We start from the raw sequence: 26,163 nt of genomic DNA, 5'->3' as shown, positions 1-26,163 counted from the left end.
CGCGCCTCGGCAGCCGCGGCGTCGTCCAGGCCCGAAGCCGCCCGTAGGCGCAGGCCGCAGCGCCGCCCCGGATCAGGCCACGCCCTTGGCCTTGAACCAGGCCAGGGCGCGCTGCCAGCCGTCTTCGGCCGGGCCCTGGCGGAAGCTGGGCCGGTAGTCCGCATGGAAGGCATGCGGCGCGTCGGGATAGACGACGAACTCGGAGGCCTTGGCGGCCGCACTGCCCTGGGCCAGCGCGACCTTCATCTTCTCCACCGTGTCCAGCGGGATGCCGGTGTCGGCCGCGCCATACAGGCCCAGCACCGGCCCGTGCAACTGGCCCGCCACGTCGACCGGGTGGTGCGGCGTGGTGGCGCTGGCATTGCCGACCAAGCGGCCATACCAGGCCACGCCGGCCTTCACGTTGGGGCTGTGCGCGCTGTACAGCCAGGTGATGCGGCCGCCCCAGCAAAAGCCGGTGATGCCGACCTTGGTGACGTCGCCCCCGTTGGCGCCGGCCCATTGGACGGCGCCGTCCAGGTCGGCCATGACCTGCGCGTCGGGCACCTTGGACACCAGTTCGGCCTGCAGCCTGGCGATCTCTCCGTACTGGCCCGGATCGCCCTGGCGCGCATACAGCTCGGGGGCGATCGCCAGGTAGCCGGCCTTGGCGAAACGGCGCGCGGTGTCGGCGATGTACTCGTGCACACCGAAGATCTCCTGGACCACGAGCACCACAGGCAGGCCGGTCTTGCCGGCCGGCGCGGCGCGGTAGGCCGGCACCTTGAAGCCGTTGACCTCGAAGCCGACCTCGCCAACGGTCAGCCCCTCGGACGAGGTCTTGACCGCCGTCTGCGCCATCGTGGGCAGGACCGAGGCCGCGTAGCCCACGCCCAGCGCCGCTTTCAGCGCGGTGCGGCGCGAGGCGCCCTGTTCGGTGGTGCTGCCGGGCAGCAAGGAGTCGAAATCGGACTGGAGATCTTCACGCAGCATGCTGGCTCCTGGGTGGATGGAAGTGGACTGAGCCGCGCCGGCGCCGACAGTTCCGTGCCGGGCGGTCGCGCGCGACGGTAGCGCAGTCGCGCCAGCCCGCAGGGTTCAGTGCGCCTGGTCCCAGTTGGCGCCGAAGCCCACCTCGGCCAGCAGCGGCACCTTGAGGCTGGCCACGCCGGCCATCAGCCGCGGCACCTCGGTGCGCACCCAGTCGGCTTCCTGCTCGGGCAGCTCGAACACGAGTTCGTCGTGCACCTGCATCACGATGCGCGTGGATTGGCCGGTGCGGTCGAGTTCGGCCTGCACGGCGATCATGGCCAGCTTGATGAGGTCGGCCGCCGTGCCCTGCATGGGCGCGTTGATGGCCTGGCGCTCGGCCGCGGCGCGGCGCGGGCCGCTGCCGCCCTGGATCTCGGGCAGCACGATGCGCCGGCCGAACAGGGTCTCCACATAACCCTGCTCCGCCGCTTTGGCGCGCGTCTCGTCCATGTAGCGCTTGACGCCGGCGAAGCGGTCGAAGTAGCGGTCGATGTAGTTCTTGGCCGCCTTCTGGTCGATGCCGAGGTTGCTGGCCAGGCCGAAGGCGCCCATGCCGTAGATCAGGCCGAAGTTGATGACCTTGGCGTAGCGGCGCTGCTCGCTGCTGACGGCCTCCACGGCTACACCGAAGACCTCGGCCGCGGTGGCGCGGTGCACGTCGCGGCCCTCGGCGAAGGCGGCCAGCAGGCCCGGGTCCTCGCTGATGTGGGCCATGATGCGCAGCTCGATCTGCGAGTAGTCGGCGCTGGCGATCTGGTGGCCCGGCGGCGCGATGAAGGCCTCGCGCACGCGCCGGCCTTCGGGTGTGCGGATCGGGATGTTCTGCAGGTTGGGCTCGTTGCTGGACAGCCGGCCCGTCACGGCCACGGCCTGCGCGTAGTTGGTGTGCACGCGGCCGGTGATCGGGTTGACCATCAGCGGCAGCTTGTCGGTGTAGGTGCTCTTGAGCTTGGACAGGCCGCGGTGCTCGAGCAGGCGCGCGGGCAAGGGGTAGTCGGCCGCGAGTTTCTCCAGCACCTCCTCGTCGGTGGACGGCGCGCCCGTCGCGGTCTTCTTCTGCACCGGGATGCCAAGCTTGGTGAACAGGATCTCGCCGATCTGCTTGGGACTGCCCATGTTGAAGGGCTGGCCGGCCAGGTCGTAGGCCTCCTGCTCCAGGGCGATCATGCGCTCGGCCAGGGCCTGGCTCTGCTTGTGCAGCACGGCCGCATCGACCAGCACGCCATGGCGCTCCACGCGCTGCAGCACGCCGCTGGTCGGCATCTCGATCTGCTCGTAGACGTAGCGCCGGCTCGGCGCGGCGGCCGGCTCGGCTTCGAGCTCGGGCCACAGCACGCGGTGCACGTCCAGCACCATCTCGCTGTCCTCGCCCGAATAGGTGGTGGCGGTCTGCACGTCGACCTGGGCGAACGGGATCTGCTTGGCGCCCTTGCCGCAGATCTCCTCGTAGGACAGGCCCTTGCGGCCCAGGTGGCGGTCGGCCAGGCTCTCCAGGCTGTGCGGCTTGTGTGCTTCGATCACATAGCTCTGCAGCAGCGTGTCGTGGCGCCAGCCGCGCACCGTGATGCCGTGGTTGGCGAACACGTGGCTGTCGTACTTGATGTTCTGGCCCATCTTGCCGGCGGCCTCGTCTTCCAGCCAGGGTTGCAGCTTGGCCAACACCTCGTCCAGCGGCAGCTGGTCGGGCACATCGGCGTAGTTGTGGGCGAGCGGGATGTAGGCGGCCTCGCGTGCCTGCAGCGCGAACGAGATGCCGACGATGCGCGCGCGCATCGGGTCCAGCGAGTCGGTCTCGGTGTCGATGGCGGCCAGCGGCGCGGCGCGCAGGCGGGAGATCCAGGCGTCCAGCTGTTCCCAGGTGGCGATGGTCTGGTAGTTGCCACTGGGCGGTGTCGGCTCGCAGGCCGTGGCGGCCGGTGCCTCGGTGTCGCCCTGGCCTTCGGCGAACAGGTCGTCGGTGCCGGCCGGCGCGGGCTTGGTGGCAGCCATGCGCGCTTCCAGCTCGCGGGCCATGGTCTTGAATCCGTAACGCTGGTAGAAGGCAAGCAGTTGCACAGGATCGGGCTCGGCGAACTTCAGCGCATCGAAGCCGGCCTCGGCCGGCCAGCCGGCCACGTGCTCGGCCAGGTCGCAGTCGGTACGGATGGTCACGAGCCTGCGGCCCAGCGGCAGCCAGTCCAGCGCCTTGCGCAGGTTGTCGCCGGCCACACCTTTGATGCTGCCCGCGGCGGCCATCACGCCGTCGAGCGAGCCGTGCTCGGTCAGCCATTTCACGGCTGTTTTCGGGCCGACCTTGTCCACACCGGGCACGTTGTCCACCGTGTCGCCGATCAGGGACAGGTAGTCCACGATGCGCTCGGGCGGCACGCCGAACTTGGCCAGCACGCCGGCCGGGTCCAGCGTCTCGTTGCTCATGGTGTTGATCAGCGTGACGTGGTCGTCGACCAGCTGCGCCATGTCCTTGTCGCCGGTGGACACCACCACCGTACCGCCGCGCGCCGCCATGGAACGCGCCAGCGTGCCGATCACGTCGTCGGCCTCGATGCCGGCGATCGACAGCACCGGCCAGCCCAGCAGCCGCACCACCTCGTGGATCGGGCCGATCTGCTGCACCAGCGGCTCGGGCATGGCGGCACGGTTGGCCTTGTACTCGGGGTACCAGTCGTCGCGGAAGGTCTTGCCCGGCGCGTCGAACACGCAGACCGCATGGGCCGACGGGAACTGCGCCCGCAACTTGGTCAGCATGGCCACCATGCCGTGGAGCGCGCCGGTCGGGAACTGGTCGGGGCCGCGCAGGTCCGGCAGCGCGTGGTAGGCCCGGTACAGATAGCTGGAACCATCGACCAGCAGCAGGGTATTCGTGTCGCTCATCGGGGCATTGTGCCTTCGGCGCCCAGGGCGTTGCGGCCACCTACAATGCCATCCATGCGCGCACTCGCCCTCCTCTGTTTCAGCCTGGCGGCCACGGTTTCGGCCTTTGGCCAGGCCCCGGCCGCGGCCCCGCCGCCGCTGGTGGCCGACAACCCGGGCCAGCCCGGCACCGACAAGCGGATCGAGCACATCCGCATCGAGGACAAGGGCGCGCGCATCGACGAACTGCGCTACGGCGGCGAGCCGCAAAGCATCACCGTGCAGCCGCTCAACAGCGCCATGCCGGCCTACGAGATCGTGCCGCACAACGGCGCGCGCGTGCGCCCCGGCAACGAACGCGACAACGCCCAGGGCAATGCCGGGCAGCGCGTCTGGAAAGTGCTCGGCTTCTGACACCGTGGCAGTCTTCACCGAGGTCACAGAACACGATGCCCAGGCCCTGCTGAACACCCTGGGGCTGGGCGCGCTGCGCGGCCTGCGCGGCATCCAGGGCGGCATCGAGAACACCAACTACTTCGTCGACAGCGAACACGGCCAGTATGTGCTGACCCTGTTCGAGCGCCTGTCGTTCGCGCAGTTGCCCTTCTACCTGCATCTGATGCAGCACCTGGCGCGCCGCGGCATCCCGGTGCCCGACCCAAAGGCCGATGCCGAGGGCAGCATCCTGCACCGTGTGAACGGCAAGCCGGCCGCCCTGGTCAACCGGCTGCGCGGTGCGAGCGAGCTGTCCCCGGGCCCTGCGCACTGCGCCGCCGTGGGCGCCATGCTGGCGCGCATGCACCTGGCCGGCCGCGACTACGACCGGCACCAGCCCAACCTGCGCGGCCTGCCCTGGTGGAACGAAACCGCACCCATGGTCCTGCCCCATCTGGAGCCGGAACAGGCCGCGCTGCTGCAGAGCGAACTGGCCTACCAGAACCACGTCGCTGCCTCGGCCGCCTACGCGGCATTGCCGCGTGGCCCGGTGCACGCCGACCTGTTCCGCGACAACGTGATGTTCGAGCAGCAGCCGGGCCAGGCCCCGGTGCTGACCGGCTTCTTCGACTTCTACTTCGCGGGCGTGGACACCTGGCTGTTCGACATCGCCGTGTGCCTGAACGACTGGTGCATCCTGCTTGCGGATGGCCAGGCCGACGACAAGCGCGCCGCCGCCTTCCTGCAGGCCTACGGTGCCGAGCGCGCGCTCACCGGCCCCGAGCGCGAACTGCTGCCCGCCATGCTGCGCGCCGGCGCCCTGCGCTTCTGGATCTCGCGGCTGTGGGACTTCCACCTGCCGCGCGAAGCCGCGTTGCTGACCCCGCACGACCCCGGCCACTTCGAGCGCGTGCTGCGCGCCCGCGCGACGCGCTTTGCGCCCGCCTTCGCATGAATCTGAACATCGTCCCCGCCCGCACCGGCATCCAATGGGTGCGCGAGGGCATCCAGACCTTCTTCCGCCAGCCGCTGGCCCTGGTCGGCCTGTTCTTCATGTACATGGCGGTCATGCTGATCGTCTCGCAGCTGCCGGGCATCGGCGTGCTGCTGGCTGGCGTGCTGGTGCCCGCCAGCACGCTGGGCCTGATGGCCGCCACGCGCGAGGCCGCGCAGGGGCGCTTCCCGATGCCGACCGTGCTGGCCAGCGCCTTCCGCGCCGGCCAGCAGCGCATGAAGGCCATGCTGGCGCTGGGCCTGGCCTATGCCGTGCTGTCCACGCTGGTGTCGCTGATCGTGTCGGCGCTGCTGCCCACGCCTGAGGTTCCCGCCGCGGCCGGCACGCCGGCCGCCGCCCAGCAGGTCAGTGGCGCGGTGCTGCTCACGCTGCTGCTGCACCTGCCGATCTTCCTGATGTTCTGGCACGCACCCGCGCTCGTGCACTGGCATGGCATCTCGCCGGCCAAGAGCCTGTTCTTCAGCATCGTGGCCTGCCTGCGCAATGCGCGCGCCTTCCTGGTCTACGGACTGGCCTGGGCCGGCCTGGTGATGGCCATGGGCATGGTGATCGCGATCTTCGCTTCGCTGGTCGGCAGCGCAGAGGCCGCGAGCATGGTCATGATGCCGTTCGCCTTCCTGATGGCGGCGATGATGTCGACCTCGATCTACTTCAGCTTCCGCGATTGCTTCGTGGAAAGCGAAACGCCGGCACTGCCCAGCGAGGCCTGAAGCTCAGCGGCCCAGCAGCATGCGCTGCAGCCTGGCGCGCGAGGGCGTGGCGGCCAGCGGGGCCGCGCCGGCCAGCGCCGCGCGCCGCAGTTCCACCTGCACGCCGGCGCGCAGGTCCACGCGCCGCACGACGCAGCCCTCCTCGTAGACGAAGGCCTCGTCGGCCAGCGCCAGCGCATCCTCCACGTCGTGCGTGATCATGAGCGCGGGGATGCCGGCCTGCCGGCAGGCGCTCGCGAGCTCGACCCGCAACTCATCGCGCAGCATCGGGTTCAGCGCCGCGAAGGGTTCGTCCAGCAGCAGCAGCTGGGGCTCGCAGGCCAGGGCCCGGGCCAGCGCCACGCGCTGGCGCTGGCCGCCCGACAGGGTCTGGGGCCGGCTGTCGGCCATGGCGGACAGCCCGAAGTTCTGCAGCAGCGTGTCGATGCGCGCCTGCTGCACTGGCGTCAGCCGCCGGCTGCGCCATGAGGTCAGCCCGAAACCGATGTTCTGGCGCACCGTGAGGTGCGGGAACAGCGCGTAGTCCTGGAACAGGTAGCCGACGCGACGCGCGGCCGGTGGCAGGTCCACGCCGGTGGCCGCGTCGAACAGCGTGCGACCGGCCACGTGCACATGGCCGGCGCCGGGCCGCAGCAGGCCGGCCATGGCCTGCAGCGTGAGCGACTTGCCCGACCCCGAGGGGCCGTACAGCGCGACGAAGGCGGCGTCGGACGCGAAGGCGGCCGACAGCGTGAAACTGCGCCGCCCGTCGGCCACGGTCAGTTGCAGATCGACATCGATGCGTGCGGCCATGTTCAGCGCGGCGCCAGCAAGCGATTGGACAGCACGAGCACCGTGATGGACAACACCGAGGTGATGAGGACCAGCAGCAGCGCGAGATCGTCCTGCCCGGCCTGGCTCGCGTCATAGATGGCCATGGACAGCGTCTGCGTCTGCTGCGGGATGGAACCGGCCACCATCAGCGACGCGCCGAACTCGCCCATGGCCCGCGCGAAGGCCAGCAGCGTGCCGGCCAGGATGCCGGGCCAGGCCAGCGGCAGCGTGACGCGCAGGAACACCGACAGCGGCGACTGGCGCAGTGTCTTGGCAGCCGCCTCCAGCGAGCGGTCCACACCGGCGAACGCTGCGCTGGCCGACTTGAGCACCAGCGGCAGCGCCACGATGGCCGAGGCCACCACGGCCCCATGCCAGCTGAAGATGATGGAGTAGTCGAAATGTTCGCGCAGCCAGGCGCCGAGCGGGCTGCGCCGGCCGGCCAGCACCAGGATGCCATAGCCGACCACGGTGGGCGGTAGCACCAGGGGCAGCATGCAGGCGGCCTCGAGCAGCTGGCGGCCCGGGAAATGGCAACGCCCCACCAGCCAGCCCAGGGCCATGCCCAGCACCAGCGCCACGGCCGTGGCCCAGGCGGCCACCTGCAGCGACAGGATCAGGGGATGCCAGTCCATGCCGGCCAGGAGTGCGCGCGTCGTGTCCATGAAGATACAGCGCAGATTCTGGCACACCCGCCCGAAGCAGCCGGCCGCCTAGGGTGCGAGCAGGCGGTTCAGTGCCGTGATGTCGGCCGCGGCGGCCAGGCGTGCCGTGTTTTCAATCGCCCGGTAGCGTGTGACGAGTTCGATGCCCACCTCGGTCAGTGCGGTGCCGCCGCCGTGCGCGCCGCCCGCCGCGGTGTTGACCGCAGGCAGCGCCAGCGCACGGTTGGTCTCGTCGATGAGCACCCAGGCCCGGCGGTAGGACATGCCCAGGTGGCGCGCCGCCGCCGAGATCGAGCCGGTCTCGGCAACGGCCTCCAGCAGGGCGACCTTGCCGGGCCCGATGGCGATGCTGTCGTCGCGGTAGATGCGCAGGCGGAACTGCACTTTGGATTTCATGGCCGCACATTGTGCCGGCGGCCGCGGCGTCGCCGGTGCCTGTTCAGCGGTTGGCGCCGATGCGCCCCCACACCCAGCCCACTGCGAATGCCAGAGCCACGGCCTTGAGCGGGCGTGCCGCCACGTAGTCGCGCGCGCAATCTACGGCATGGCGGGGTGTGGCACGGGCCTTGTCGAGCCGTTCGTCTAAATTCTGGGCCGCACTCGCCACACCACTGGCCAGTCGGTCCACGGCTTGGTGTGCACTTGCCGATGCGCGCTCCACCACGCCGTGCACAGGATCGACCACCTTGTCGATGCCGCCATGCAGGCTGTCGCCCACCCTGTGGATGCCGCGCTGCAGCGTGCCGTCAGCAGAAAGCGGGTCGGAAGAAAAGTCGCTGCCTTTGTCCATGAATGCTCCTATCCATCGATCTGCACAGACACACACGAACGCGCGCAGACCATGCATGCAGCTTAAGAGGTCCTCAAGGAGGCGCGCCGTCGTGCTTTGGCACTGCTGCCGTAGGACAAGTGGAGGAGATGCCACTGCCCCGGCCGTTCATGTGCACATCAGAGATTGCGAATTAAAACTGTCCACACTCGATTTCTATAATGAAAGCAGTTTTTACAACCATGCTGCCATCGGCACCGAAAACAAATCATGCGACAAGCCCGATCCGTATTCCGCCCCAAATTTGCATTGACGGTCACATTGGCCGCGCTGTTGGCAGCCTGCGGTGGCGGCGAGGACGAGCCGAATGCCGTGGTGACACCCACGAACCCTGCGACGCCGGTCCCGACACCCGACGCATCCGCAGAGGGCGTATATGGCGGCAGCCTGAGCGGCGCAGGAGACAACAACACCTTCCTCGCGCTGGTACTGGAGAACGGTGCGCTGTGGTCGTTGTACGGCTACAAGTCACCATCGGGCGTGCTCAGCATGACGGGCTTCGTCCAAGGGTCGGGGACCTCCAGCAACGGCCAATACAACGTGCCCGATGCGGTGAACATCAGCGCGTCGCCATCCCCCGCCGGCAAACTCGAATCCAGCTACGACGCGGCACAGAAATCCATCAAAGGCACGTTCACATTCGGCAGCACCGTCTGGACTCTGGACGGCCAGTCATTGGCAGACGGATATGACTACAGCGCGCCTGCTGTGCAGTCCGATGTCACAGGCAGTTGGACGATGACGACTCTGGCAGGAGAGACCTTGACCTTCAATGTCTCGGCGAACGGCACACTCTATGGCGCAAGCGGCAACTACTGCGCAGTCGGCGGCAAGCTGGAGCCGCGCGTATCAAATAAAAACGTCTACGACTTCTCGTTGGCGTTCAACGTTTCCACCAACTGCAACCGCTCGGGCCAAGGCTTCTACGGAGTGGCGGTCAGCTTCAACTTGCCCAATGGTCAGCGGCAACTGATCGTCGCTGGCAATGACGGTGCGGAGCGCGGCAAGGGCCTTGCGGCCGTAGGTACCCGCTGACCGTAGGCAAGGCCACTTGCCCGGCTGTACTCAAGCCGAGTACGCCAGCCGGTCAACGCCGCTCTGGCTGCGCACGAACGCCACGAACGCCTCGGCCGGCAGCGGCTTGCTGAACAGAAACCCCTGCAGTTCGTCGCAGCCGCGCTCCTGCAGGAAGGTCCGCTGCACCTCGTTCTCCACGCCCTCGGCGACGACGTGCAACTTGAGCGTGCGCGCCATCTGCAAGATGGCCTCGGTCAGGCCGCGGTCCTCCGGATCGCTGGCCAGGTCGGCGATGAAGGAGCGGTCGATCTTGAGTGTGTCGATCGGGAACTGCTTGAGTGTGGACAGCGAGGAATAGCCGGTGCCGAAATCGTCGATGGCAATCCGCACGCCCAGCGACTTGAGCGAGCGCAGCAGCCGGCGGCCGGCCTCTGCGTCCTGCATGATCGCGCTCTCGGTGATCTCCAGCTCCAGCCGGCGGCCGTCCAGTCCGGTCTCGTGCAGGATGGACACGATGTCGGTCAACAGGTCGGGATCGCTGAACTGGCGTGGCGACAGGTTCACGGCCACCGTCAGGCCGTCCAGCCCCTGGGCTTGCCAGGCCATGTTCTGCCGGCAGGCCTGGCGCAGCGCCCACTTGCCCAACGGCACGATCAGCCCGGTTTCCTCGGCCACGGGAATGAACTGCTCTGGCGAGACCATGCCCAAGCCCGGGCTGGGCCAGCGCAGCAGCGCCTCCATGCCCGTGATGCGGCCGCTGCGCAGGTCGAGCTTGGGCTGGTAGTGCAGCTCCAGCTCTCCGAGCTCCAGCGCGCAGCGCAGCCTTGACTCCAGTTCCAGCCGGGCGATCGAGTTGTCGTCGTGCGCGGGGGAGTAGAAGGCGAAGCTGTTCTTGCCTGCGGCCTTGGCCTGGTACATGGCGATGTCGGCGTACTTCATGAGTGTCTGCCCATCGCTGCCGTCGCGCCCATGGCGGCTGATGCCTACGCTGGCCGTCACACGCAGTTCGTAGCCGGGAATGGCGAAGGGCTTGGCGACGGCCTGCAGGATCTTGTGCGCCACGGCCTCGGCATGGCGGTCGCTGCGCAACTCGTCCACGAGCACCACGAACTCGTCGCCTCCCAAACGCGCGATCGCATCGCCGGCGCGCAGGGTCTGGCGCAGGCGGTGGGCCACCTCCTGCAGCAGCGCATCGCCGGCGCCATGCCCCAGTGTGTCGTTGATCTGCTTGAAACGGTCCAGGTCGACGAAGAACAAGCCGAAGGGGTGGTGTCCGCGTTCGGCGCGGGCCACCGCGTCGGCCAGCAGCGCACCAAACTGGTTGCGGTTGGGCAAGGCCGTGAGGCTGTCGTGGTAGGCCAGGTACTCGATGCGCTCGGCAGCTTCCTGCTGGCGCGTGATGCCGTCCTGCAGCAGCGCATTGCTGCGTGCCAGGTCGGCATGGCGCTCCTGCAGCGCAGCGTGCTGGCGCTGCAGGTCCGCCGCCATGCGGTTGACGGCTGCGGCCAGCCGGCCGACCTCGTCGTGGGAACGTACACGCAGGCGCGCGCCATGGTTGCCGGCTGCCACCAATGCCACCGTCTGTTCGAGTTCGGCCAGGGGGCGCACCAGCGCGTGCGTGACACGAAAGGCCATGATCCAGCCCAGCACGGCCAGGACGAAGGTCGCCACCACGGTCAGCAGCGCGGCCTGCTTGGCCTCGGCCATCAGCGTGTCGTAGACCTGGGTGTACTCGAACACCACGGCATCGCCGCCATGCAGGCTGGCCGGCCCGTCGGGCGCCGGCAGCGGCACCACGACCTGGTGCGCCTCGCTGCCGCCGGACACGTCGGGGCCGACGAAGTCGCGCGGCCGGCCCTCGGCCACGGCCTGCGCGATCTCGGGCACATCGTAGGTCTGACCGATGACGCGGCGGTCGGTGGCGGCGACCACGACACCGTGGCCATCGACGAGGAAGATGTCGCGGTCGAACAGCACGCCCAGGCTGTCGAAGTAACTCTGCCGGTCGCGCTGCGCCGGGCCCGACTGGTCCGACATGCGCGCCACCGCCACGGCCACATGCTGTGCCTCCTGCAGCGCCGCACGTTGCGCGCCCACCAGCTGCAACACCACGGCCGCGCCGGCCAGAACGATGAAGCCCGCCAGCATCACCAGAAAGGCACCCAGCAACTTCAGGCGGATGCTCATTTCGGGAAACAGGCTGGGGAACAGGCTCATCGCGGTGTCAGGCTCCTTGGCGGTGCCCGGACTGTGACGCCAGTCCTTCCCCGGAATGTGGCGCAATCGTGTCGGACCGGGCCTTCAACCCATGCCGATGCGGAACACGCCCACCTGCTGCGCCAGCTGGTCGGCCTGGGTGCGCATCGCGGCGGCCGACGCCGCGGACTGCTCCACCAGCGCCGCGTTCTGCTGCGTGACGGCATCCATGTCGGCGATCGCCTGGTTGATCTGGTCGATGCCCTGCGATTGCTCCTGGCTCGCGGCGGCGATCTCGGCGACGATGGCCGACACGCGCTGCACGCTGTCCACGATCTCCTGCATGGTCGCGCCGGCCTGGTGCACCAGGCCGCTACTGTGCTCTGCGTTCTGCACCGAGGCCTGGATCAACGTGCGCACCTCTTTGGCCGCCTCGGCCGAGCGTTGTGCCAGATGGCGCACCTCGCCGGCCACCACCGCGAAGCCCCGGCCCTGCTCGCCGGCGCGCGCCGCCTCCACGGCCGCGTTCAGCGCGAGGATGTTGGTCTGGAACGCGATGCCGTCGATCACGCCGATGATGTCCACGATCTTGCGCGAGGAGGCCGTCAGCGTCTCCATCGTCGCCACCACCTCGGTCACCACCGCCCCACCCTTGCCCGCCACCTGTGAGGCCGTGGCCGACAGCTGGCTGGCCTGGCGTGCGTTGTCCGCGTTCTGCTTGACGGTGCCGGTCAGTTGCTCCATCGAGGCAGCTGTCTGCTCCAGCGCGCTGGCCTGGCGCTCGGTCCGCGCCGACAGGTCATGGTTGCCCGCCGCGATCTCGCTGGAGGCCGCAGCGATCGCATCCGCACCCTGGCGCACGCCGCCCACGATGCCGGCGATGCTGTCGCGCATGCCGCGCATCGCATGCAACAGGCTGCGTTCGGCCCGGGCCGGCACGGCGATGGCCACGTCGAGTTCGCCCTGGGCGATGCGCTGCGCGACCTCGACCGCATAGGCCGGCTCGCCGCCCAGCTGGCGCAGCAGCCCGCGCGCGACCAGCACGCCGACGCCGACCAGCACCGCGCCCAGCACCAGCGCCGCGAGGCCGAAGCGCAGCAGGCGCTGGAGGAACGTGGCTTCCACAGTGTCCACATAGACGCCCGAGCCGATGATCCAGCCCCAGGGCTGGAAGGCCTGCACGTAGGAGGTCTTGGGCACCGGCTTGTCGCTGCCCGGCTTGGGCCACAGGTAGGGCACGTGGCCCGCGCCCGCGGCGCGGGCCACGTTGACGAACTCGACGAACAGGCGCTTGCCCGTGGGGTCCTTGTTTTCCGACAGGTTCTTGCCGTCCAGCTCGGGCCGGATCGGGTGCATCACCATGGTCGGCGTGAAGTCGTTGATCCAGAAGTACTCCGCGCCGCTGTAGCGCATGGCCTTGATGGTGGCGATGGCCTGGCGCTTGGCATCGGCCTCGGAGAGCCGGCCCGCGGCCGCCTCGCGCTGGTAGTGCACGAGCACGCTGTGGGCTGCCTCCACGTTCTGGCGCACGCTGGCCTGGCGCTCCTCCATGATGAGGCTGCGCTCGGACCACAGGAAGGCTGCGGACAGCGCCAACACGCCCGCCAGCGCGCAGGCGATCAGGATGCCCAGGCGCTGGGCGGTGCCGAGGGAACGCGGAGCGGATGCTGCAGCCATGTGGGAACCGGCCGTTTTGGGCCGCCAGAGCTCAGAATCTACCCACAATATCCGAACGAATTAGTTCGGAAATAGAGCGAAACCAGTAGTCAGGGCACGGGAGTGAGCTTGGCCACGGCCAGCGCGAGCCACTTCACGCCATGGCGCGGGAAGTCGATCTGCGCGCGCGCGTCGTCGCCGTTGCCTTCCAGCAGCTTGACCGTCCCCTCGCCGAACTTGGTGTGGAACACCTTCATGCCGGCGCGCAGGCCGTGGCTTGGCGCGGCCTTCTGCGGCGGCAGCGGTGCGGCGGCAGACGGGAAGTTGCCTGCTTCGATGCCGAAGCGGCCCGGTGCGGCCCCGCGGCTGCCCATGCCGAAGCCCGACTGGCGCGGCGTGATCCACTTGAGCGCGTCCTCGGGCAGTTCCTCGAAGAAGCGGCTGCGCAGGTTGTAGCGGGTCTGGCCGTGCAGCAGCCGGGTCTGCGAGAAGCTCAGGTACAGGCGGTCGCGCGCGCGCGTGATGGCCACGTACATGAGGCGGCGCTCCTCTTCGAGGCCGTCGCGCTCGGTCATGCTGTTCTCGTGCGGGAACAGGCCCTCCTCCATGCCGCCGATGAACACGCAGTCGAACTCCAGGCCCTTGGCCGAGTGCACGGTCATGAGCTGCACGGCGTCCTGGCCGGCCTGGGCCTGGTTGTCACCGGCCTCCAGCGCGGCGTGGGTCAGAAAGGCCGCCAGCGGCGACAGGGTTTCGCCGGTGTCGGGCGACACATCGGGCAAGGGCGCGTCGACGACCGGCGCGTTCGGGTCCAGCCCCTGGCTGGCTGGCGACTGGGTCAGGCCATGCTCGTCCAGCGGCAGCGCCACGGCGTCGCGGCCGAAGCCTTCCTGTGTCACGAAGCTCTCGGCCGCGTTGACGAGTTCCTCCAGGTTCTCGACCCGGTCCGCGCCCTCGCGGTCGGCCTTGTAGTGCTCAACGAGGCCGCTGTTGTCCAGCACCTGCTCGATGATCTCGCGCAGCGTGAGGCCGGCGGTCTGCTCGCGCAGGACGTCCACGCGCGCGACGAAGGCCGTCAGGTTGCTGCCGGCCTTGCCGGTCAGGCTGCTCACGGCGTCGTTGAGCGAGCAGCCGAGCGTGCGCGCGGCGTCCTGCAGCTGCTCGATGCTCCGCGCGCCGATGCCGCGCGGCGGGAAATTCACGACGCGCAGGAAGCTGGTGTCGTCGTGCCGGTTCTCCAGCAGCCGCAGGTAGGCCAGCGCGTGCTTGATCTCGGCCCGCTCGAAAAAGCGCAGCCCGCCGTACACGCGGTAAGGCATGCCGGCATTGAACAGCGCCGTCTCGATCACGCGGCTCTGCGCGTTGCTGCGGTACAGGATGGCGATTTCCTTGCGCGGTACGTCGTCGCGCACCAACTGGCGGATCTCGTCCACCATCCACTGCGCCTCGGCAAAGTCGCTGCTCTGCTCGACCACGCGCACCGGCTCGCCCGGGCCCTGGTCGGTGCGCAGGTTCTTGCCCAGGCGGCGGCTGTTGTGCTCGATCAGCGCATTGGCCGAATCCAGGATGTTGCCGTGGCTGCGGTAGTTCTGCTCCAGCTTGATCTGCTGGCGCACGTCGAACTCGCGCACGAAGTCGGACATGTTGCCCACGCGCGCACCGCGGAAGGCGTAGATGCTCTGGTCGTCGTCGCCCACGGCCAGCACGCTGCCGGCATGGCCTGGGGGCAGGCCGCGGTCGATCTCGGCCTTGCCGGCCAGCATCTTGATCCAGGCGTACTGCAGCGTGTTGGTGTCCTGGAACTCGTCGATCAGGATGTGGCGAAAGCGCCGCTGGTAGTGCTCGCGGATCGGATCGTTGTCGCGCAGCAGCTCGAAGCTGCGCAGCAACAGTTCGGCGAAGTCGACCACGCCCTCGCGCTGGCATTGCTCGTCGTACAGGCGGTAGAGCTCGATCTTCTTGCGCGTGTCCTCGTCGCGGCCCGTGAGGTTGTGGGCGCGCAGGCCCTCCTCCTTGTTGCCGCTGATGTAGTACTGCAGCTGCTTGGGCGGAAAGCGCTCGTCGTCGATGTTGTGCTGCTTCAGCAGCCGCTTGATGGCCGAGAGCTGGTCCTGCGTGTCCAGGATCTGGAAGCTCTGCGGCAGGTTGGCCAGCTTGTAGTGGGCGCGCAGGAAGCGGTTGCACAGGCCGTGGAAGGTGCCGATCCACATGCCGCGCACGTTGACGGGCAGCATTGCGCCCAGCCGCGTCATCATCTCCTTGGCGGCCTTGTTGGTGAAGGTCACGGCCAGGATGCCGCCGGGCGAGACCTGCCCGGTGGACATGAGCCAGGCGATGCGGGTGGTCAGCACGCGGGTCTTGCCGGAACCGGCGCCGGCCAGGATCAGCGCGTGTTCCTGCGGCAGGGTGACGGCGGCCAGCTGTTCGGGATTGAGCTGGCGCAGCAGCGGCGACGCGCCATCGGCGGCCGGGGGATCGAAAGGAAGCATGCGGCGATTGTAGGAAGCGGGCGCTGTGGTAATTTCCGGCGCAGTCCAGCCCCACGCACGCGCCAAGGAGGCTCCCCATGTTTTCCGTCTACGGCGTCAGCGGTCGCCAGTTCACCGGTTCGGCCGAGCAACTGCGCCAGATCGAGCGCGTCAACGCGGCCGCGCGCACGCGCCGCATCGATCCCAACGAGGAAGTGCTGCCCGAGCGCGTCTCGGCCGATCCCACGCTGAACACCACGCTGGAGCCGTCCGCCGGCACGACGGTGGCGAGCCGGACGGCGCTGGCCGCCTATGCCCAGACCAGCGCGCCCGAGACCCAGCGCCAGCCGCTCACGCGCGTGGCCGAGGTCATGCACCAGCCCGTGCTCACGCTGCCGGAGAACACACCCGTGCTGGAAGCCTGGAAACTGCTGGCCTACCACGGCTACGCGCAGGCGCCCGTGGTGAGTGCCTCCGGCATGCTGGTGGGCTTGCTGCTGCGCGTCGACCTGTTCCCGGCCGACCGCATGGCTGTGCCGGAACTGTCGCAGGAGGCCTGGGCCGCGCTGATGGCGCAGCCGGTGTCGGCGCTGATGTGGACGCCCGTGCCCAGCACCTCGGCCGACAACGAGATCCGCCGCGTGGCCGCCGTGCTGCACGAGGACGGCCTGCCCGGCCTGCCCGTGGTGGACGACGCGGGGGCCGTGGTCGGCTTCGTCTCGCGCAGCGACATCGTGCGCGCCGTGGCGCACGAGCCGCCGCTGGATCTGTGGAGCTGATTTACTGCAGCATCAGCGAGCGTTCGCCCTTGCATTTGCCCGCGCGCGCCGGCGGGTTGCACAGGCCGCACAGGTAGGTGCGCGGGTTCTCGTACAGCTCGGAGACGAACTTGCCGCCGCAGCTGCTGCAGGCCGTCATGTTGAGCATGTTGGCATCGACGAACTTGACCAGACGCCAGGCCCGCGTGAACGAGAGCAGCGGGTCGATCTCGGCCGCCTCGACCTGCTCCAGGTACAGCCGGTAGGCCTTGGTCAGCATGTCGATCGGGTCCATGTCCATGCTCTTGGACAGGTACTCGTAGATGTTCAGGAACAGCGAGGAGTGGATGTTCTCCTGCCAGGACAGGAACCAGTCCGTGGAGAACGGCAGCTGGCCCTTGGACGGCGACTTGCCCGCCACCTCCTTGTACAGCCGCAGCAGCCGCTCGTAGGAGAGGTCCGTCTCGGACTCCAGCACCTGCATGCGGGCGCCCATCTGGATCAGCATCGCGGCGCGCTCGATCTGGCGCGAGTCGTTCAGCACACTCTTGGTCGAGGCGGCGGCCATGGCTGTTCTCCTGCAGGCGGTGGGTGCTTAGATGACTTCGGCCAGGCGGCCGGCCATCAGGATGTTGGCGTGCAGCTTGTTGGTGGCCTCGTTTCCGACCTTCTTCACGTCGTGGTTGGTCAACAGGTTCCAGACCAGGTTGTCGTCCACGCGGAAGTGGCACAGCAGCATGTTGCTGGAGGCCAGCTTGAGGATCTGCGCAGCCGACAGCGTGCCCAGGATGTCGGCCGCCTCTTCCTGGATGCCCAGGCGGAACAGTGCCGCCGCCTTGTCCTGGCGGATCAGGTTCTGGGCCAGCATCAGGTAGGTGAGGTTGGCTTCGCGGATCTCGGCAATGATCTGGTCGGTGTTCATGGCGGCACTCCTTGGCAAGTCACCGGATCCGAAGGCCTGCGTCTACTGCAGGCGAGGGGTCGTGATCCGTTGAAATGGATTGTGGTTGCCACCCAAAAGCTGTTGAGTCGGGGGTTGGCTGGACGCTGCGTCTCCCTCGCCGGTCCGCCCTGTAGGAAAACGCCCTACAGCGGCGTCTCGCGCCGGCCTACCGGCCTCACGCGGCCGGCTGGTCCGGATGCGGCGGCCGGCCGCCGCCTTCCTGCTGCCGGTCTTCCTCGTCGTCGTCGAGCAGGAAGCGGTTGATCAGCTGGAACAGGCGCTCGTAGAACTCCTGGGCGTCGATGGTCTCGCTGCCGATGCGCACCAGCGAATCGTCGCTGGCTGCGAACGGCAGCGACACCGAGCCCACCGCGCCCACGCCCAGGCTGGCCGCCGTGGCGCTTTTCTTGAGCGAGAACCGGTCCTGCTGCGCGGTGACGAAGCCCAGCGTGCTCTTGCCGCTGCGCGTCTCGGGTGCGCAGACGACGCGGATCTCCATCTGCACATGGGTGTCCACGCCCGGCTGAAAGTTCTTGCGGCCGTCCACCAGGTCCTTGGTCGAGGTGTTGATCAGGTAGCCCTGGCTGAGCAGCGCACGGCGCGCGGCCTCGCAGGTTTCCGCGGGCGTGGCGCCGAAGCTGCGCGAATAGGTCGAACTCGAATCGAAATGCTCCTGGGGCGCCAGCTTCTGCCGTGGCAGCTGGCAGCCGCTGAGCAGCGCGAGCGACAGCGCGCCGAGGGCGAGGATGCGGGAGGGCCGGTGGATCATGTCGTTGGGAAGCGGGCTGCGCGAAAGTGTAGGCCACGCCCATGGCAGGAAGTTCCCGCGCACCGCACACGCAGCAGGGACTTGCATCAGCCGGCGCGCAGCGCCTGCTGGGCATCCTCGTCCAGGCCGGCGCAGGGCGTGGCGCGGGCCAGCGCCATCCAGACGTGGAAAGGCAAGGCCAGGCGCTCGCGCCGCTGGGCATTGCGCTGCACGCTGAGCTGGCCGTCCTCCTGCTGCAGCAGCACGCCGCATTCGGCCGGCACGTCATCCGCATCGCCGATCGCACGCCCACGCGCGTCGCGGCCCAGCACATACCAGCACTGGCCTCCCAGGTCCAGGTAGGCCTGGCGCTTGGCCGGTTTGCGCAGGTCGCCGAGCAGGTCGGCGCGGCTGACCTTGATCTCGTGCACCACGGGCTCGACATAGCTGGCCACCGAGGTGTTGCGGATCGAGAACACGTCCGGACACGCCACGCACCAGCTGGGCGCCGCACCATCCGTCGCTGCCGGCAGCAGCGCGCGCAGGGCAAGCCCGCGCCAGGCGATGCGGCCGGCCCGCCCCTGCTCGCGCGCGACGCGCTCGACCAACGCCTCGTGCGCCGAACGCGCCCGCTGGTTGCGCACCGCCGCCTGCGCCACGGCCTGGATGCCGGCCTCCGTCAGGCGCACGCTGTCGCGCCCGTCGGCGTGCAGGCGCTCGAGCAGGCCCAGCGCCAGCAGTTCGAGTTCCACCACGTCCTGCCAGGGCCAGCCGGCGGAACGGTAGACCTCGCGCAGACGGCGGGCGTGCGGGCGAGAGAGCGCGGCGACGGGTCCCATGGAGCTTCGATCGGAGCGGCATTGTGCCCTTGGCCGGCCGGAAAAACATGCGAGGCATACTGTGCGCCTCACGCATCCAGCGACGGAGACCTCCATGCCCCTGAACCCTGATGATTCCGCCGGCTCGCAGCTGGCCCTGCTGGCGGCAGTCAAGCTGCTGCTGGCACCGCATCGGGGCGATCTCGACGCCATCAAGGGCCTGCGCCATGAACTGGACAACACGCGCGAACTGCTGGCCTCGCTGCCTGGCACCGAGCGCAAGCTGCTGTCCTTCGAAGTCACCGCCGAGGCGCTGATGGCGGTGCTGGCACCGCCCAGCCAGAGCCAGTATTGACCCCCCTGCCCGACGCCCCATGAAGCTTCGTCCCCATGTCCTGCGCGCGCTGGCCCCGGCCGCGCTCGCGCTGCTCGCCGCCTGTGGCAGCACGCCCCTGCCGCCCTGGCCCTCCGACCGCGCGGCTGCACGCACGGCGCCGGCCGTCGTCAACATGGGCAGCGCTGCCGCCAGTGCGCCCGCGGCGGCGAGCCCGGCGCAGGCCGTCATCGTCGCAGCCGTGCCGCCACCGGGCGCCGCCAGTGCGGCAGCGCCTGCCGAAGCTGCCGCGGCCCCCTACGGCCCCGAGGTCGCCGCGCGCTTCCCCGACCCGTCCACCGTCTACCAGACGCCGGGCCTGGCCAGCGGCCGCGACCAGTTCAGCAGCAACAGCGAGATCTCTGGCTGGCTGCGCGACCTGGCGGCCGCGGGCGGTGGCCGCAGCCGCATCGGCCTGCTCGGCCTGGGCGCCTCGCAGAGCGGCACGCCGCTCGAGGCCCTGGTGCTCACACGCGCAGCATCGACCGACCCGGCGGCGCTGCTGGCCAGTGGCAAGCCCACGGTGCTCCTGGTGGGCCAGCAGCATGGCGACGAACCGGCCCCGGCCGAGGCCCTGCTGGTGCTCGCGCGTGAGCTGGCCCGGGGCCGGCTCGAGCCGCTGCTGGACCGCATCAACGTGGTGCTGTTGCCGCGCGCCAATCCCGATGGCGCAGCTGCCGGCAAGCGCGTGACGGCCGGCGGCATCGACATGAACCGCGACCACCTGCTGCTGCGCACGCCCGAGGCACGCGCGCTGGCCCGCCTGCAGCGCGACTACCAGCCCGCCGTGACCGTGGACGCGCACGAGTACACCGTGGTCGGCCGCTTTCTCGAGAAGTTCGGTGCCATCCAGAAGTTCGACGCGCTGCTGCAGTACGCCACCACGGCCAACCTGTCCGAGTTCATGCCGCGTGCCTCCGAGGAGTGGTTCCGCCGCCCGCTGGTGGCCGCGCTGAACCGCGAGGGCCTGTCCAACGAGTGGTACTACACCACCTCGACCGATCCGAACGACCTGCGCATCTCAATGGGCGGCACCCAGCCCGACACCGGCCGCAATGTCTTCGGCCTGCGCAATTCGGTCAGCCTGCTGCTGGAGACGCGCGGCGTGGGCATCGGCCGGCTGCACATCCAGCGCCGCGTGCACACCCAGGTGGTGGCGCTGACCAGCGTGCTGCAAAGCGCCTCGCAACGCGCCGAAGACCTCGGCAAGGTGCGCTCCTACATGGACCGCGAGGCTGCCGGCAACGCCTGCCGCGGCGAGATGGTGACCAGCGCGGGCCCGACGCCGCAGCGCCGCGCGCTCGTGATGCTGGACCCGGCCACAGGCGCCGACCGCTCCATCGACGTGGACTGGAATTCCGCGCTCGAGCTGCGCCCGCTCAAGACCCGTGGCCGCCCCTGCGGCTACTGGTTGGCGGCCGCCGCGACCCAGGCCGTGGAGCGCCTGCAGCAACTCGGCGTGCAGGTCATGCGCGTGGCCGAACCCGGTGCCGTGTTGGGCGAGAGCTACCGCGAGACCGCACGCACCAGCGGCGAGCGCAGCGACGTGCGCGGCGCCATCGCCGACGCCGCGCCCATCGTGCAGGTGGAGGTGGCGCTGGCCCGCGGTGTGCTCGACACGCCCATGGGCAGCTACTACGTACCCTTGTCTCAGCCCCTGGCCAACCTGGTCGTGGCCGCGCTGGAGCCGGACACGCAGAACAGCTTTTTCGCCAACCGCGTGGTCGATGCGCTGCAGAGCCAGGCCCGTGTGGTCGGCGAGCCCACGATGCGCCTGGAGCCGCTGCCGGCCGGCAGCCTCTGAGCGCGTCCTACACCGGGCAGCCGCAGCGGCCGACAGCGGCGGTACCCGGTGTGGGCTGCAATGGCAGGAACACCACAAGGAGTTCCACATGCATGCCTTCGCACTTGACCCAGACATGCTCACGCTGGCTGGCGTCTTCTATCCCACCGGCTACGTGTTCGCGATGTTTCCCACCGAGCAGGATGCCCGCAGCACCGCCGAGGCACTGGAGCGCGACAGCCTGTCGGAAAAGCCGGTCATGCTGCTGTCGCCACAGCAGATCCTGGAACAGGTGGTCCGGACCGTGGGCAGCGCCGACATCCCCCTGCCCTCGGCAGGCACCGAAGCTGCCACCGTGCGCCAATACGCTGCGCTGGCAGGCCAGGGCCACTGGGCTGTCATGGTGCATGCGCCAGACGCCGACGACACCGAGGCGGTCATGCGCGTGGTGCGCCAGGCGCCCTTCTCGTTCGCCGAGAAGTACCGCCGGCTCGTGATCGAAGACCTGGCCTGAAGCGACTCAGGGCGCAGGGTCGGGCAGCGCCCGGGCCTTGCTGGGTTCGGCCGCGTTGCGCCGCAGCACGCTGGCCTTGCGTTCCTCGGCCTGGCGCACGCGCGCGGCGTTGCGACGAGCCTCGTCCTCGCCCTGCGCGGCCTTCTCGGCGCGCTGGACCTCGGCCTCGGCATGGCGCTCCTGCTTGTGCTGCATGCGTTCCTGGTGCTGGCGGATGGCGGCCTGGTCGGGTACGCGCGATGCGGGCGCGCCGGCCTTCGGCAGCTTGCCGCCACCGGGCTGCGATGCCACATGGGGCGTGCGCGGATCGGCCACGGGCCGCTCGGCCTGGTCTGCCGTACTCGCGCGGCTCTTCTCTTCGAGGCTGTCGAGGCGCTCGGCCGCGCGCCGGTGCCGCTCGCCATCGTTGAGCGCGATTTCCTGGCGCCGCAGGTCGGCCAGGGCCGCGCGTTGCCAGGCCAGGTTGCGGTTCAGACAGTCGGTGACCGCAAAGCGCTGGTGGCAGGCGCGCTCTTCCGCGGCGAAGCGTGTGGCGATGGCCGCGCGCTCGCTGGCGATGCGCGCACGCTCGGCCGCCAGTTGCTCCGGGCTCACCGCAGTGGAACTCTGGCCCCAGGCTTGCGCAGCCCAGAGCAGCGCCAGGCCGGCGCACAGGCGTGCGGCCTTCATGTGAGCCCCGTGTCCACGGTGCGGTGCTCGAGCGCGAGGAATTCGACGGACTGCATTTCGTTCAAGCGTGACACGGTTCGCGGAAACTCGTGCGCCAGAGGGCCTTCGGTATACAGCTCCTCGGGTGGCGTGGCGGCCGACATGATCAGCTTGACGCGCCGGTCGTACAGCACATCCACGAGCCAGGTGAAGCGCCGCGCCTCGGACGCCATGCGCACCGGCATGGCCGGCACGTCGGACAGCAGCACCGTGTGGAAGCGGCTGGCCAGTTCCAGGTAGTCGTTCTGCGAGCGCGGGCCGCCGCACAGCGTGCGGAAGTCGAACCAGACCACGCCGCCCGCCTTGCGCCGGGCGCGGATCTCGCGTGCCTCGATGTGCAGCAGCGGATCCTCGTCGCTGTGGTCGGCCAGGCGGTTGAACGCCTCCGTCATCTGCGCATCGGCCTCGGGGCCGAGCGGTGTGTGGTAGAGCTTGACCTGCTCCATGGTGCGGCGCCGGTAGTCCGTGCCGTTGTCCACGTTGACCACCTCCATCTGCGCGTTCAGGAGCGCGATGGCGGGCAGGATGCGGTCGCGGTGCAGGCCGTCCGGGTACAGCCCATCGGGAATGAAGTTGGACGTGGTGACGAAGCCCACGTCGTTGTCGAACAGCGACTGCAGCAGCCGGTGCAGGATCATCGCGTCGGTGATGTCGGCGACGTGGAACTCATCGAAGCAGATCAGCTTGTAGCGCTTGGAGATGCGCCGGCCGAGTTCGTCCAGCGGGTTCACCGTGCCCTGCAGGTCCACCAGCTCGCGGTGCACCTCGCGCATGAACTCGTGGAAGTGCAGCCGCGTCTTGCGCTTGATCGGCACGGCGTTGAAGAAGCAGTCCATCAGGAAGCTCTTGCCGCGCCCCACCCCGCCGTACATGTAGACGCCCTTGGGGATGGGCAGGCGGTGGATCAGCTTCTTGAATGCGTTGGAGCGCTTGTCCTTGTACGCCGCCCACTCGGCGGCGCAACGCTCCAGCGCGGCCACCGCGCGCAGCTGCGCGGGGTCGCTCTGGTAGCCGCGGGCGGCCAGCTCCGCGTCGTAGGCCGCCCGGACGGGTCCCGTCATGCGTCAGAAGTTCAGCGTGCGCTTGTCCACCGCCAGCGCGGCTTCCTTGGTCGCTTCGGACAGCGAGGGATGCGCATGGCAGATGCGCGCGATGTCTTCGGCGCTGGCCTTGAACTCCATCGCCACCACGGCTTCGGAGATCAGCTCGCTGACCTGCGGGCCCACCATGTGCACGCCCAGGATCTCGTCGGTCTTGGCGTCGGCCAGGAACTTGACCATGCCCGTGGTGTCGCCCAGCGCGCGGGCGCGGCCGTTGGCCAGGAACGGGAAGGTGCCGGCCTTGTAGGCGACGCCGTCTGCCTTGAGCTGCTGCTCGGTACGGCCGACCCAGGCGATCTCGGGGCTGGTGTAGATGACCCAGGGCACGGTGTTGAAGTTGACATGCCCGTGCTGGCCGGCGATGCGCTCGGCCACGGCCACGCCTTCTTCCTCGGCCTTGTGCGCCAGCATCGGGCCGCGCACCACGTCGCCGATGGCCCAGACGTTGGCGAGGCTGGTCTTGCAGTCGTCGTCCACCACGATGGCGCCGCGCTCGTCGAGCTTGAGGCCCACGGCCTCGCCGTTCAGGCCGATGGTGTTGGGCACGCGGCCGATCGAGACGATCAGCTTGTCCACGTCCAGGCTCTGGGCTTCGCCCTTGGCGTTGGTGTAGGCCACCGAGACGCCCGCCTTGCCGGCCTTGACCTCGCCGACCTTCACGCCCAGCTCGATCTTCAGGCCCTGCTTGTCGAAGGCCTTCTTGGCTTCCTTGGCGATCTGCTCGTCGACCGCGCCCAGGAAGGTCGGCAGGCCTTCGAGGATGGTGACGTCGGCGCCCAGGCGGCGCCAGACCGAGCCCATCTCCAGACCGATCACGCCGGAGCCGATCAGCGCCAGCTTCTTGGGCACGGCACCGACGCGCAGCGCGCCGTCGTTGGACAGCACGGTCTCTTCGTCGAAGGGCACGCCCGGCAGCGCGCGGGCGTTCGAGCCCGTGGCCAGGATGATGTGCTTGCCGGTGATGGCTTCTTCCTTGGCGCCCGCGACCTTGATCTCGTAGACGCCGCCTTCCGCCTTGGCGAAGGAGCCGCGGCCGTGGAAGAAGGTGACCTTGTTCTTCTTGAACAGGTACAGGATGCCGTCGTTGTTCTGCTTCACGACGGTGTCCTTGCGCGCCAGCATCTTGGCCACGTCGATCTTGACGTCGGATGCCGTGATGCCATGGTCGGCAAAGTGCTTGTTGGCGTGCTCGAAGTGCTCGGAGGATTGCAGCAGCGCCTTGGAGGGAATGCAGCCCACGTTGGTGCAGGTGCCGCCCGGGGCCGGGCCGCCCTTGCCGTTCTTCCACTCGTCGATGCAGGCGACCTGGAAACCGAGTTGCGCGGCGCGGATCGCGGCGATGTAGCCGCCGGGGCCGCCGCCGATGACGACGACGTCAAATGCTTGGGACATGGTGAGAAATTCCTGAATTCAATGGAACAACGCCCCGAGGGCGGGGCGTTGCTGGAGGCTGGCTGCGGTCAGATGTCGAACAGCAGGCGCGAGGGATCTTCCAGCGCTTCCTTCATGGCGACCAGGCCCAGCACGGCTTCGCGGCCGTCGATGATGCGGTGGTCGTAGCTCATGGCCAGGTAGTTCATCGGGCGGACCACGATCTGGCCGTTCTCCACCACCGCGCGGTCCTTGGTCGCGTGCACGCCCAGGATGGCCGACTGCGGCGGGTTGATGATGGGCGTGGACAGCATGGAGCCGAAGGTGCCGCCGTTGGAGATCGAGAAGGTGCCGCCGGTCATCTCTTCGATGCCCAGCTTGCCGTCGGCGGCCTTCTTGCCGTACTCCGCGATCTTCTTCTCGATGGCGGCGAAGCTCATCTGGTCTGCATTGCGCAGGATGGGCACCACCAGGCCGCGCGGCGAACCGACCGCGATGCCGATGTCGAAGTAGCCGTGGTAGACGATGTCGTTGCCGTCGACCGAGGCGTTGAGCACCGGGTACTTCTTGAGCGCATGAACGGCCGCCTTCACGAAGAAGCTCATGAAGCCGATCTTGACACCGTGTTCCTTGGTGAACTGGTCCTGGAACTTCTTGCGCATCTCCATGACCGGGGCCATGTTGACTTCGTTGAAGGTCGTCAGGATGGCGTTGGTCGACTGCGACTGCAGCAGGCGCTCGGCGACGCGGGCGCGCAGGCGGCTCATGGGCACGCGCTGCTCGGGGCGGTCGCCCAGGTTCGGTGCCGCGGGGGCGGCGACCTGCGGCAGCACGCTCTTCGGTGCGCCGGTCGGGATCGCCACGGGTGCGGCCACGGCGGGCTTGGCACCGCCGGCCACGGCACCCAGCACGTCACCCTTGGTCACGCGGCCGTCCTTGCCGGTGCCGGCCACGTCGCCGGCCGACAGATTGTTCTCGGCCAGCAGCTTGGCGGCGGCCGGCATGGCCACGTCGCCCTTGCTGCCGCCGACGGCGGGAGCTGCCGCAGGAGCGCTGGCAGCGGCCGGCGCGGGAGCGGCTGCCGCAGCAGCCGGTGCGGGCGCAGCGGCGCCGGCCTTGCCTTCGGTGTCGATCTTCGCGATCAGCTGGTCGGCCACGACGGTGGCACCGTCGCCTTGCACGATCTCGGCCAGCACGCCGGCGGCGGGCGCCGGCACTTCGAGCACGACCTTGTCGGTCTCGATCTCGATCAGGATCTCATCGATGGCCACGGCCTCGCCGGCCTTCTTCTTCCACTGCAGCATGGTGGCTTCTGCCACCGATTCCGACAGTTGCGGAACCTTCACTTCAACGATCGCCATGTTCTTATTTCCGGTTTGTTC

At 69.0% G+C, this 26,163-nt stretch carries 25 protein-coding genes; 8 read left to right on the top strand and 17 right to left on the bottom strand.

The genetic code is table 11. The features are described from left to right. Nucleotides 1–72: 72 nt before the first annotated feature. Together ACSQ4M_RS21020 and polA are read right to left on the bottom strand one after the other, a co-directional pair. Complete coding sequence (locus ACSQ4M_RS21020) at nt 73–972, bottom strand: dienelactone hydrolase family protein (RefSeq protein ID WP_436191361.1); 900 nt, start codon at nt 970–972, stop codon at nt 73–75. A 105-nt stretch (nt 973–1,077) separates the two neighbouring features. Further along, nucleotides 1,078–3,882 (bottom strand): DNA polymerase I, encoded by a 2,805-nt coding sequence (polA, locus tag ACSQ4M_RS21015; RefSeq protein WP_436191360.1) that lies wholly within the window; start codon nt 3,880–3,882, stop codon nt 1,078–1,080. Nucleotides 3,883–3,936: 54 nt separating this feature from the next. On the opposite strand from polA, the gene ACSQ4M_RS21010 reads away from it, so the two are divergent. From ACSQ4M_RS21010 to ACSQ4M_RS21000, 3 genes are read left to right on the top strand one after another with little or no spacing between them, the layout of a single operon-like run. After that, nucleotides 3,937–4,275: a hypothetical protein gene (locus ACSQ4M_RS21010; RefSeq protein ID WP_436191359.1), complete on the top strand. Its 339-nt coding sequence runs from the start codon at nt 3,937–3,939 to the stop codon at nt 4,273–4,275. A 4-nt stretch (nt 4,276–4,279) separates the two neighbouring features. Beyond that, the gene (locus ACSQ4M_RS21005) at nt 4,280–5,251 is read left to right on the top strand and encodes a homoserine kinase (protein WP_436191358.1); all 972 of its coding nucleotides are present in this window, start codon (nt 4,280–4,282) and stop codon (nt 5,249–5,251) included. Then, nucleotides 5,248–6,021: a BPSS1780 family membrane protein gene (locus tag ACSQ4M_RS21000; RefSeq protein WP_436191357.1), complete on the top strand. Its 774-nt coding sequence runs from the start codon at nt 5,248–5,250 to the stop codon at nt 6,019–6,021. Before ACSQ4M_RS21005 ends, ACSQ4M_RS21000 begins: the two co-directional genes overlap by 4 nt. A 3-nt stretch (nt 6,022–6,024) precedes the next feature. On the opposite strand, the gene ACSQ4M_RS20995 is transcribed toward ACSQ4M_RS21000, so the two are convergent. Genes ACSQ4M_RS20995 through ACSQ4M_RS20980 form a run of 4 tightly spaced genes read right to left on the bottom strand, consistent with a single transcriptional unit; the run spans nt 6,025 to nt 8,289 of the window. After that, nucleotides 6,025–6,813 carry an ABC transporter ATP-binding protein gene (locus ACSQ4M_RS20995; protein ID WP_436191356.1) on the bottom strand — a complete coding sequence of 263 codons (789 nt, stop codon included), beginning with the start codon at nt 6,811–6,813 and terminating at the stop codon, nt 6,025–6,027. 2 nt (nt 6,814–6,815) lie between these two features. After that, nucleotides 6,816–7,499 (bottom strand): molybdate ABC transporter permease subunit, encoded by a 684-nt coding sequence (gene modB, locus ACSQ4M_RS20990; protein ID WP_436191355.1) that lies wholly within the window; start codon nt 7,497–7,499, stop codon nt 6,816–6,818. Nucleotides 7,500–7,547: 48 nt separating this feature from the next. After that, the gene (locus ACSQ4M_RS20985; protein ID WP_436191354.1) at nt 7,548–7,895 is read right to left on the bottom strand and encodes a winged helix-turn-helix domain-containing protein; all 348 of its coding nucleotides are present in this window, start codon (nt 7,893–7,895) and stop codon (nt 7,548–7,550) included. Nucleotides 7,896–7,938: 43 nt separating this feature from the next. Continuing rightward, nucleotides 7,939–8,289, bottom strand: a complete 351-nt coding sequence (locus tag ACSQ4M_RS20980) for a DUF883 family protein (RefSeq protein ID WP_436191353.1) — start codon at nt 8,287–8,289, stop codon at nt 7,939–7,941. Nucleotides 8,290–8,538: 249 nt separating this feature from the next. On the opposite strand from ACSQ4M_RS20980, the gene ACSQ4M_RS20975 reads away from it, so the two are divergent. Continuing rightward, nucleotides 8,539–9,363 carry a hypothetical protein gene (locus ACSQ4M_RS20975; RefSeq protein ID WP_436191352.1) on the top strand — a complete coding sequence of 275 codons (825 nt, stop codon included), beginning with the start codon at nt 8,539–8,541 and terminating at the stop codon, nt 9,361–9,363. 30 nt (nt 9,364–9,393) lie between these two features. On the opposite strand, the gene ACSQ4M_RS20970 is transcribed toward ACSQ4M_RS20975, so the two are convergent. From ACSQ4M_RS20970 to ACSQ4M_RS20960, 3 genes are all read right to left on the bottom strand, one after another. Beyond that, complete coding sequence (locus ACSQ4M_RS20970; RefSeq protein WP_436191351.1) at nt 9,394–11,562, bottom strand: putative bifunctional diguanylate cyclase/phosphodiesterase; 2,169 nt, start codon at nt 11,560–11,562, stop codon at nt 9,394–9,396. An 84-nt stretch (nt 11,563–11,646) separates the two neighbouring features. Further along, nucleotides 11,647–13,218, bottom strand: a complete 1,572-nt coding sequence (locus ACSQ4M_RS20965; RefSeq protein ID WP_436191350.1) for a methyl-accepting chemotaxis protein — start codon at nt 13,216–13,218, stop codon at nt 11,647–11,649. 89 nt (nt 13,219–13,307) lie between these two features. After that, nucleotides 13,308–15,686, bottom strand: a complete 2,379-nt coding sequence (locus ACSQ4M_RS20960; RefSeq protein ID WP_436191349.1) for a UvrD-helicase domain-containing protein — start codon at nt 15,684–15,686, stop codon at nt 13,308–13,310. Between the two features lie 77 nt (nt 15,687–15,763). On the opposite strand from ACSQ4M_RS20960, the gene ACSQ4M_RS20955 reads away from it, so the two are divergent. Further along, nucleotides 15,764–16,444, top strand: a complete 681-nt coding sequence (locus ACSQ4M_RS20955; RefSeq protein ID WP_436191348.1) for a CBS domain-containing protein — start codon at nt 15,764–15,766, stop codon at nt 16,442–16,444. Nucleotide 16,445: 1 nt separating this feature from the next. Here ACSQ4M_RS20955 and flhC read toward each other — a convergent pair whose 3' ends face one another. The 4 genes from flhC to ACSQ4M_RS20935 all read right to left on the bottom strand — a co-directional run bounded on the left by flhC (nt 16,446) and on the right by ACSQ4M_RS20935 (nt 18,953). Further along, nucleotides 16,446–16,991, bottom strand: a complete 546-nt coding sequence (flhC, locus tag ACSQ4M_RS20950; protein WP_056666639.1) for a flagellar transcriptional regulator FlhC — start codon at nt 16,989–16,991, stop codon at nt 16,446–16,448. 27 nt (nt 16,992–17,018) lie between these two features. After that, nucleotides 17,019–17,345: a flagellar transcriptional regulator FlhD gene (gene flhD, locus ACSQ4M_RS20945; protein WP_436191347.1), complete on the bottom strand. Its 327-nt coding sequence runs from the start codon at nt 17,343–17,345 to the stop codon at nt 17,019–17,021. 196 nt (nt 17,346–17,541) lie between these two features. Continuing rightward, nucleotides 17,542–18,135 carry a DUF2242 domain-containing protein gene (locus ACSQ4M_RS20940; protein ID WP_436191346.1) on the bottom strand — a complete coding sequence of 198 codons (594 nt, stop codon included), beginning with the start codon at nt 18,133–18,135 and terminating at the stop codon, nt 17,542–17,544. Between the two features lie 86 nt (nt 18,136–18,221). Beyond that, complete coding sequence (locus ACSQ4M_RS20935) at nt 18,222–18,953, bottom strand: hypothetical protein (protein WP_436191345.1); 732 nt, start codon at nt 18,951–18,953, stop codon at nt 18,222–18,224. Nucleotides 18,954–19,047: 94 nt separating this feature from the next. Between ACSQ4M_RS20935 and ACSQ4M_RS20930 the strand changes: the two genes are divergently transcribed. From ACSQ4M_RS20930 to ACSQ4M_RS20920, 3 genes are all read left to right on the top strand, one after another. Further along, on the top strand, nt 19,048–19,287 hold the full coding sequence (locus ACSQ4M_RS20930) for a hypothetical protein (RefSeq protein WP_436191344.1): 240 nt from the start codon (nt 19,048–19,050) through the stop codon (nt 19,285–19,287). 19 nt (nt 19,288–19,306) lie between these two features. Next, complete coding sequence (locus ACSQ4M_RS20925; protein WP_436191343.1) at nt 19,307–21,109, top strand: M14 family metallopeptidase; 1,803 nt, start codon at nt 19,307–19,309, stop codon at nt 21,107–21,109. Between the two features lie 88 nt (nt 21,110–21,197). Continuing rightward, nucleotides 21,198–21,602, top strand: coding sequence for an RNA-binding protein (locus ACSQ4M_RS20920; RefSeq protein ID WP_436191342.1), 405 nt, complete (start codon nt 21,198–21,200; stop codon nt 21,600–21,602). Nucleotides 21,603–21,608: 6 nt separating this feature from the next. Here ACSQ4M_RS20920 and ACSQ4M_RS20915 read toward each other — a convergent pair whose 3' ends face one another. The 4 genes from ACSQ4M_RS20915 to odhB all read right to left on the bottom strand — a co-directional run bounded on the left by ACSQ4M_RS20915 (nt 21,609) and on the right by odhB (nt 26,142). After that, nucleotides 21,609–22,271, bottom strand: a complete 663-nt coding sequence (locus ACSQ4M_RS20915; protein ID WP_436191341.1) for a hypothetical protein — start codon at nt 22,269–22,271, stop codon at nt 21,609–21,611. Next, nucleotides 22,268–23,371: a cell division protein ZapE gene (gene zapE, locus ACSQ4M_RS20910; protein WP_436191340.1), complete on the bottom strand. Its 1,104-nt coding sequence runs from the start codon at nt 23,369–23,371 to the stop codon at nt 22,268–22,270. The genes ACSQ4M_RS20915 and zapE overlap by 4 nt, the downstream gene beginning before the upstream one ends. 3 nt (nt 23,372–23,374) lie before the next feature. Further along, nucleotides 23,375–24,802 (bottom strand): dihydrolipoyl dehydrogenase, encoded by a 1,428-nt coding sequence (gene lpdA, locus ACSQ4M_RS20905; RefSeq protein WP_436191339.1) that lies wholly within the window; start codon nt 24,800–24,802, stop codon nt 23,375–23,377. Between the two features lie 68 nt (nt 24,803–24,870). After that, nucleotides 24,871–26,142 carry a 2-oxoglutarate dehydrogenase complex dihydrolipoyllysine-residue succinyltransferase gene (gene odhB, locus ACSQ4M_RS20900; RefSeq protein ID WP_436191338.1) on the bottom strand — a complete coding sequence of 424 codons (1,272 nt, stop codon included), beginning with the start codon at nt 26,140–26,142 and terminating at the stop codon, nt 24,871–24,873. Nucleotides 26,143–26,163 lie beyond the last annotated feature (21 nt).

Source organism: Pseudorhodoferax sp. LjRoot39, assembly GCF_964253035.1.
Classification (GTDB): Bacteria; Pseudomonadota; Gammaproteobacteria; order Burkholderiales; family Burkholderiaceae_C; genus Pseudorhodoferax.
The sequence above is the reverse complement of the archived record's forward strand: the minus strand, read 5'-3'. Positions and strand labels throughout refer to the sequence as shown.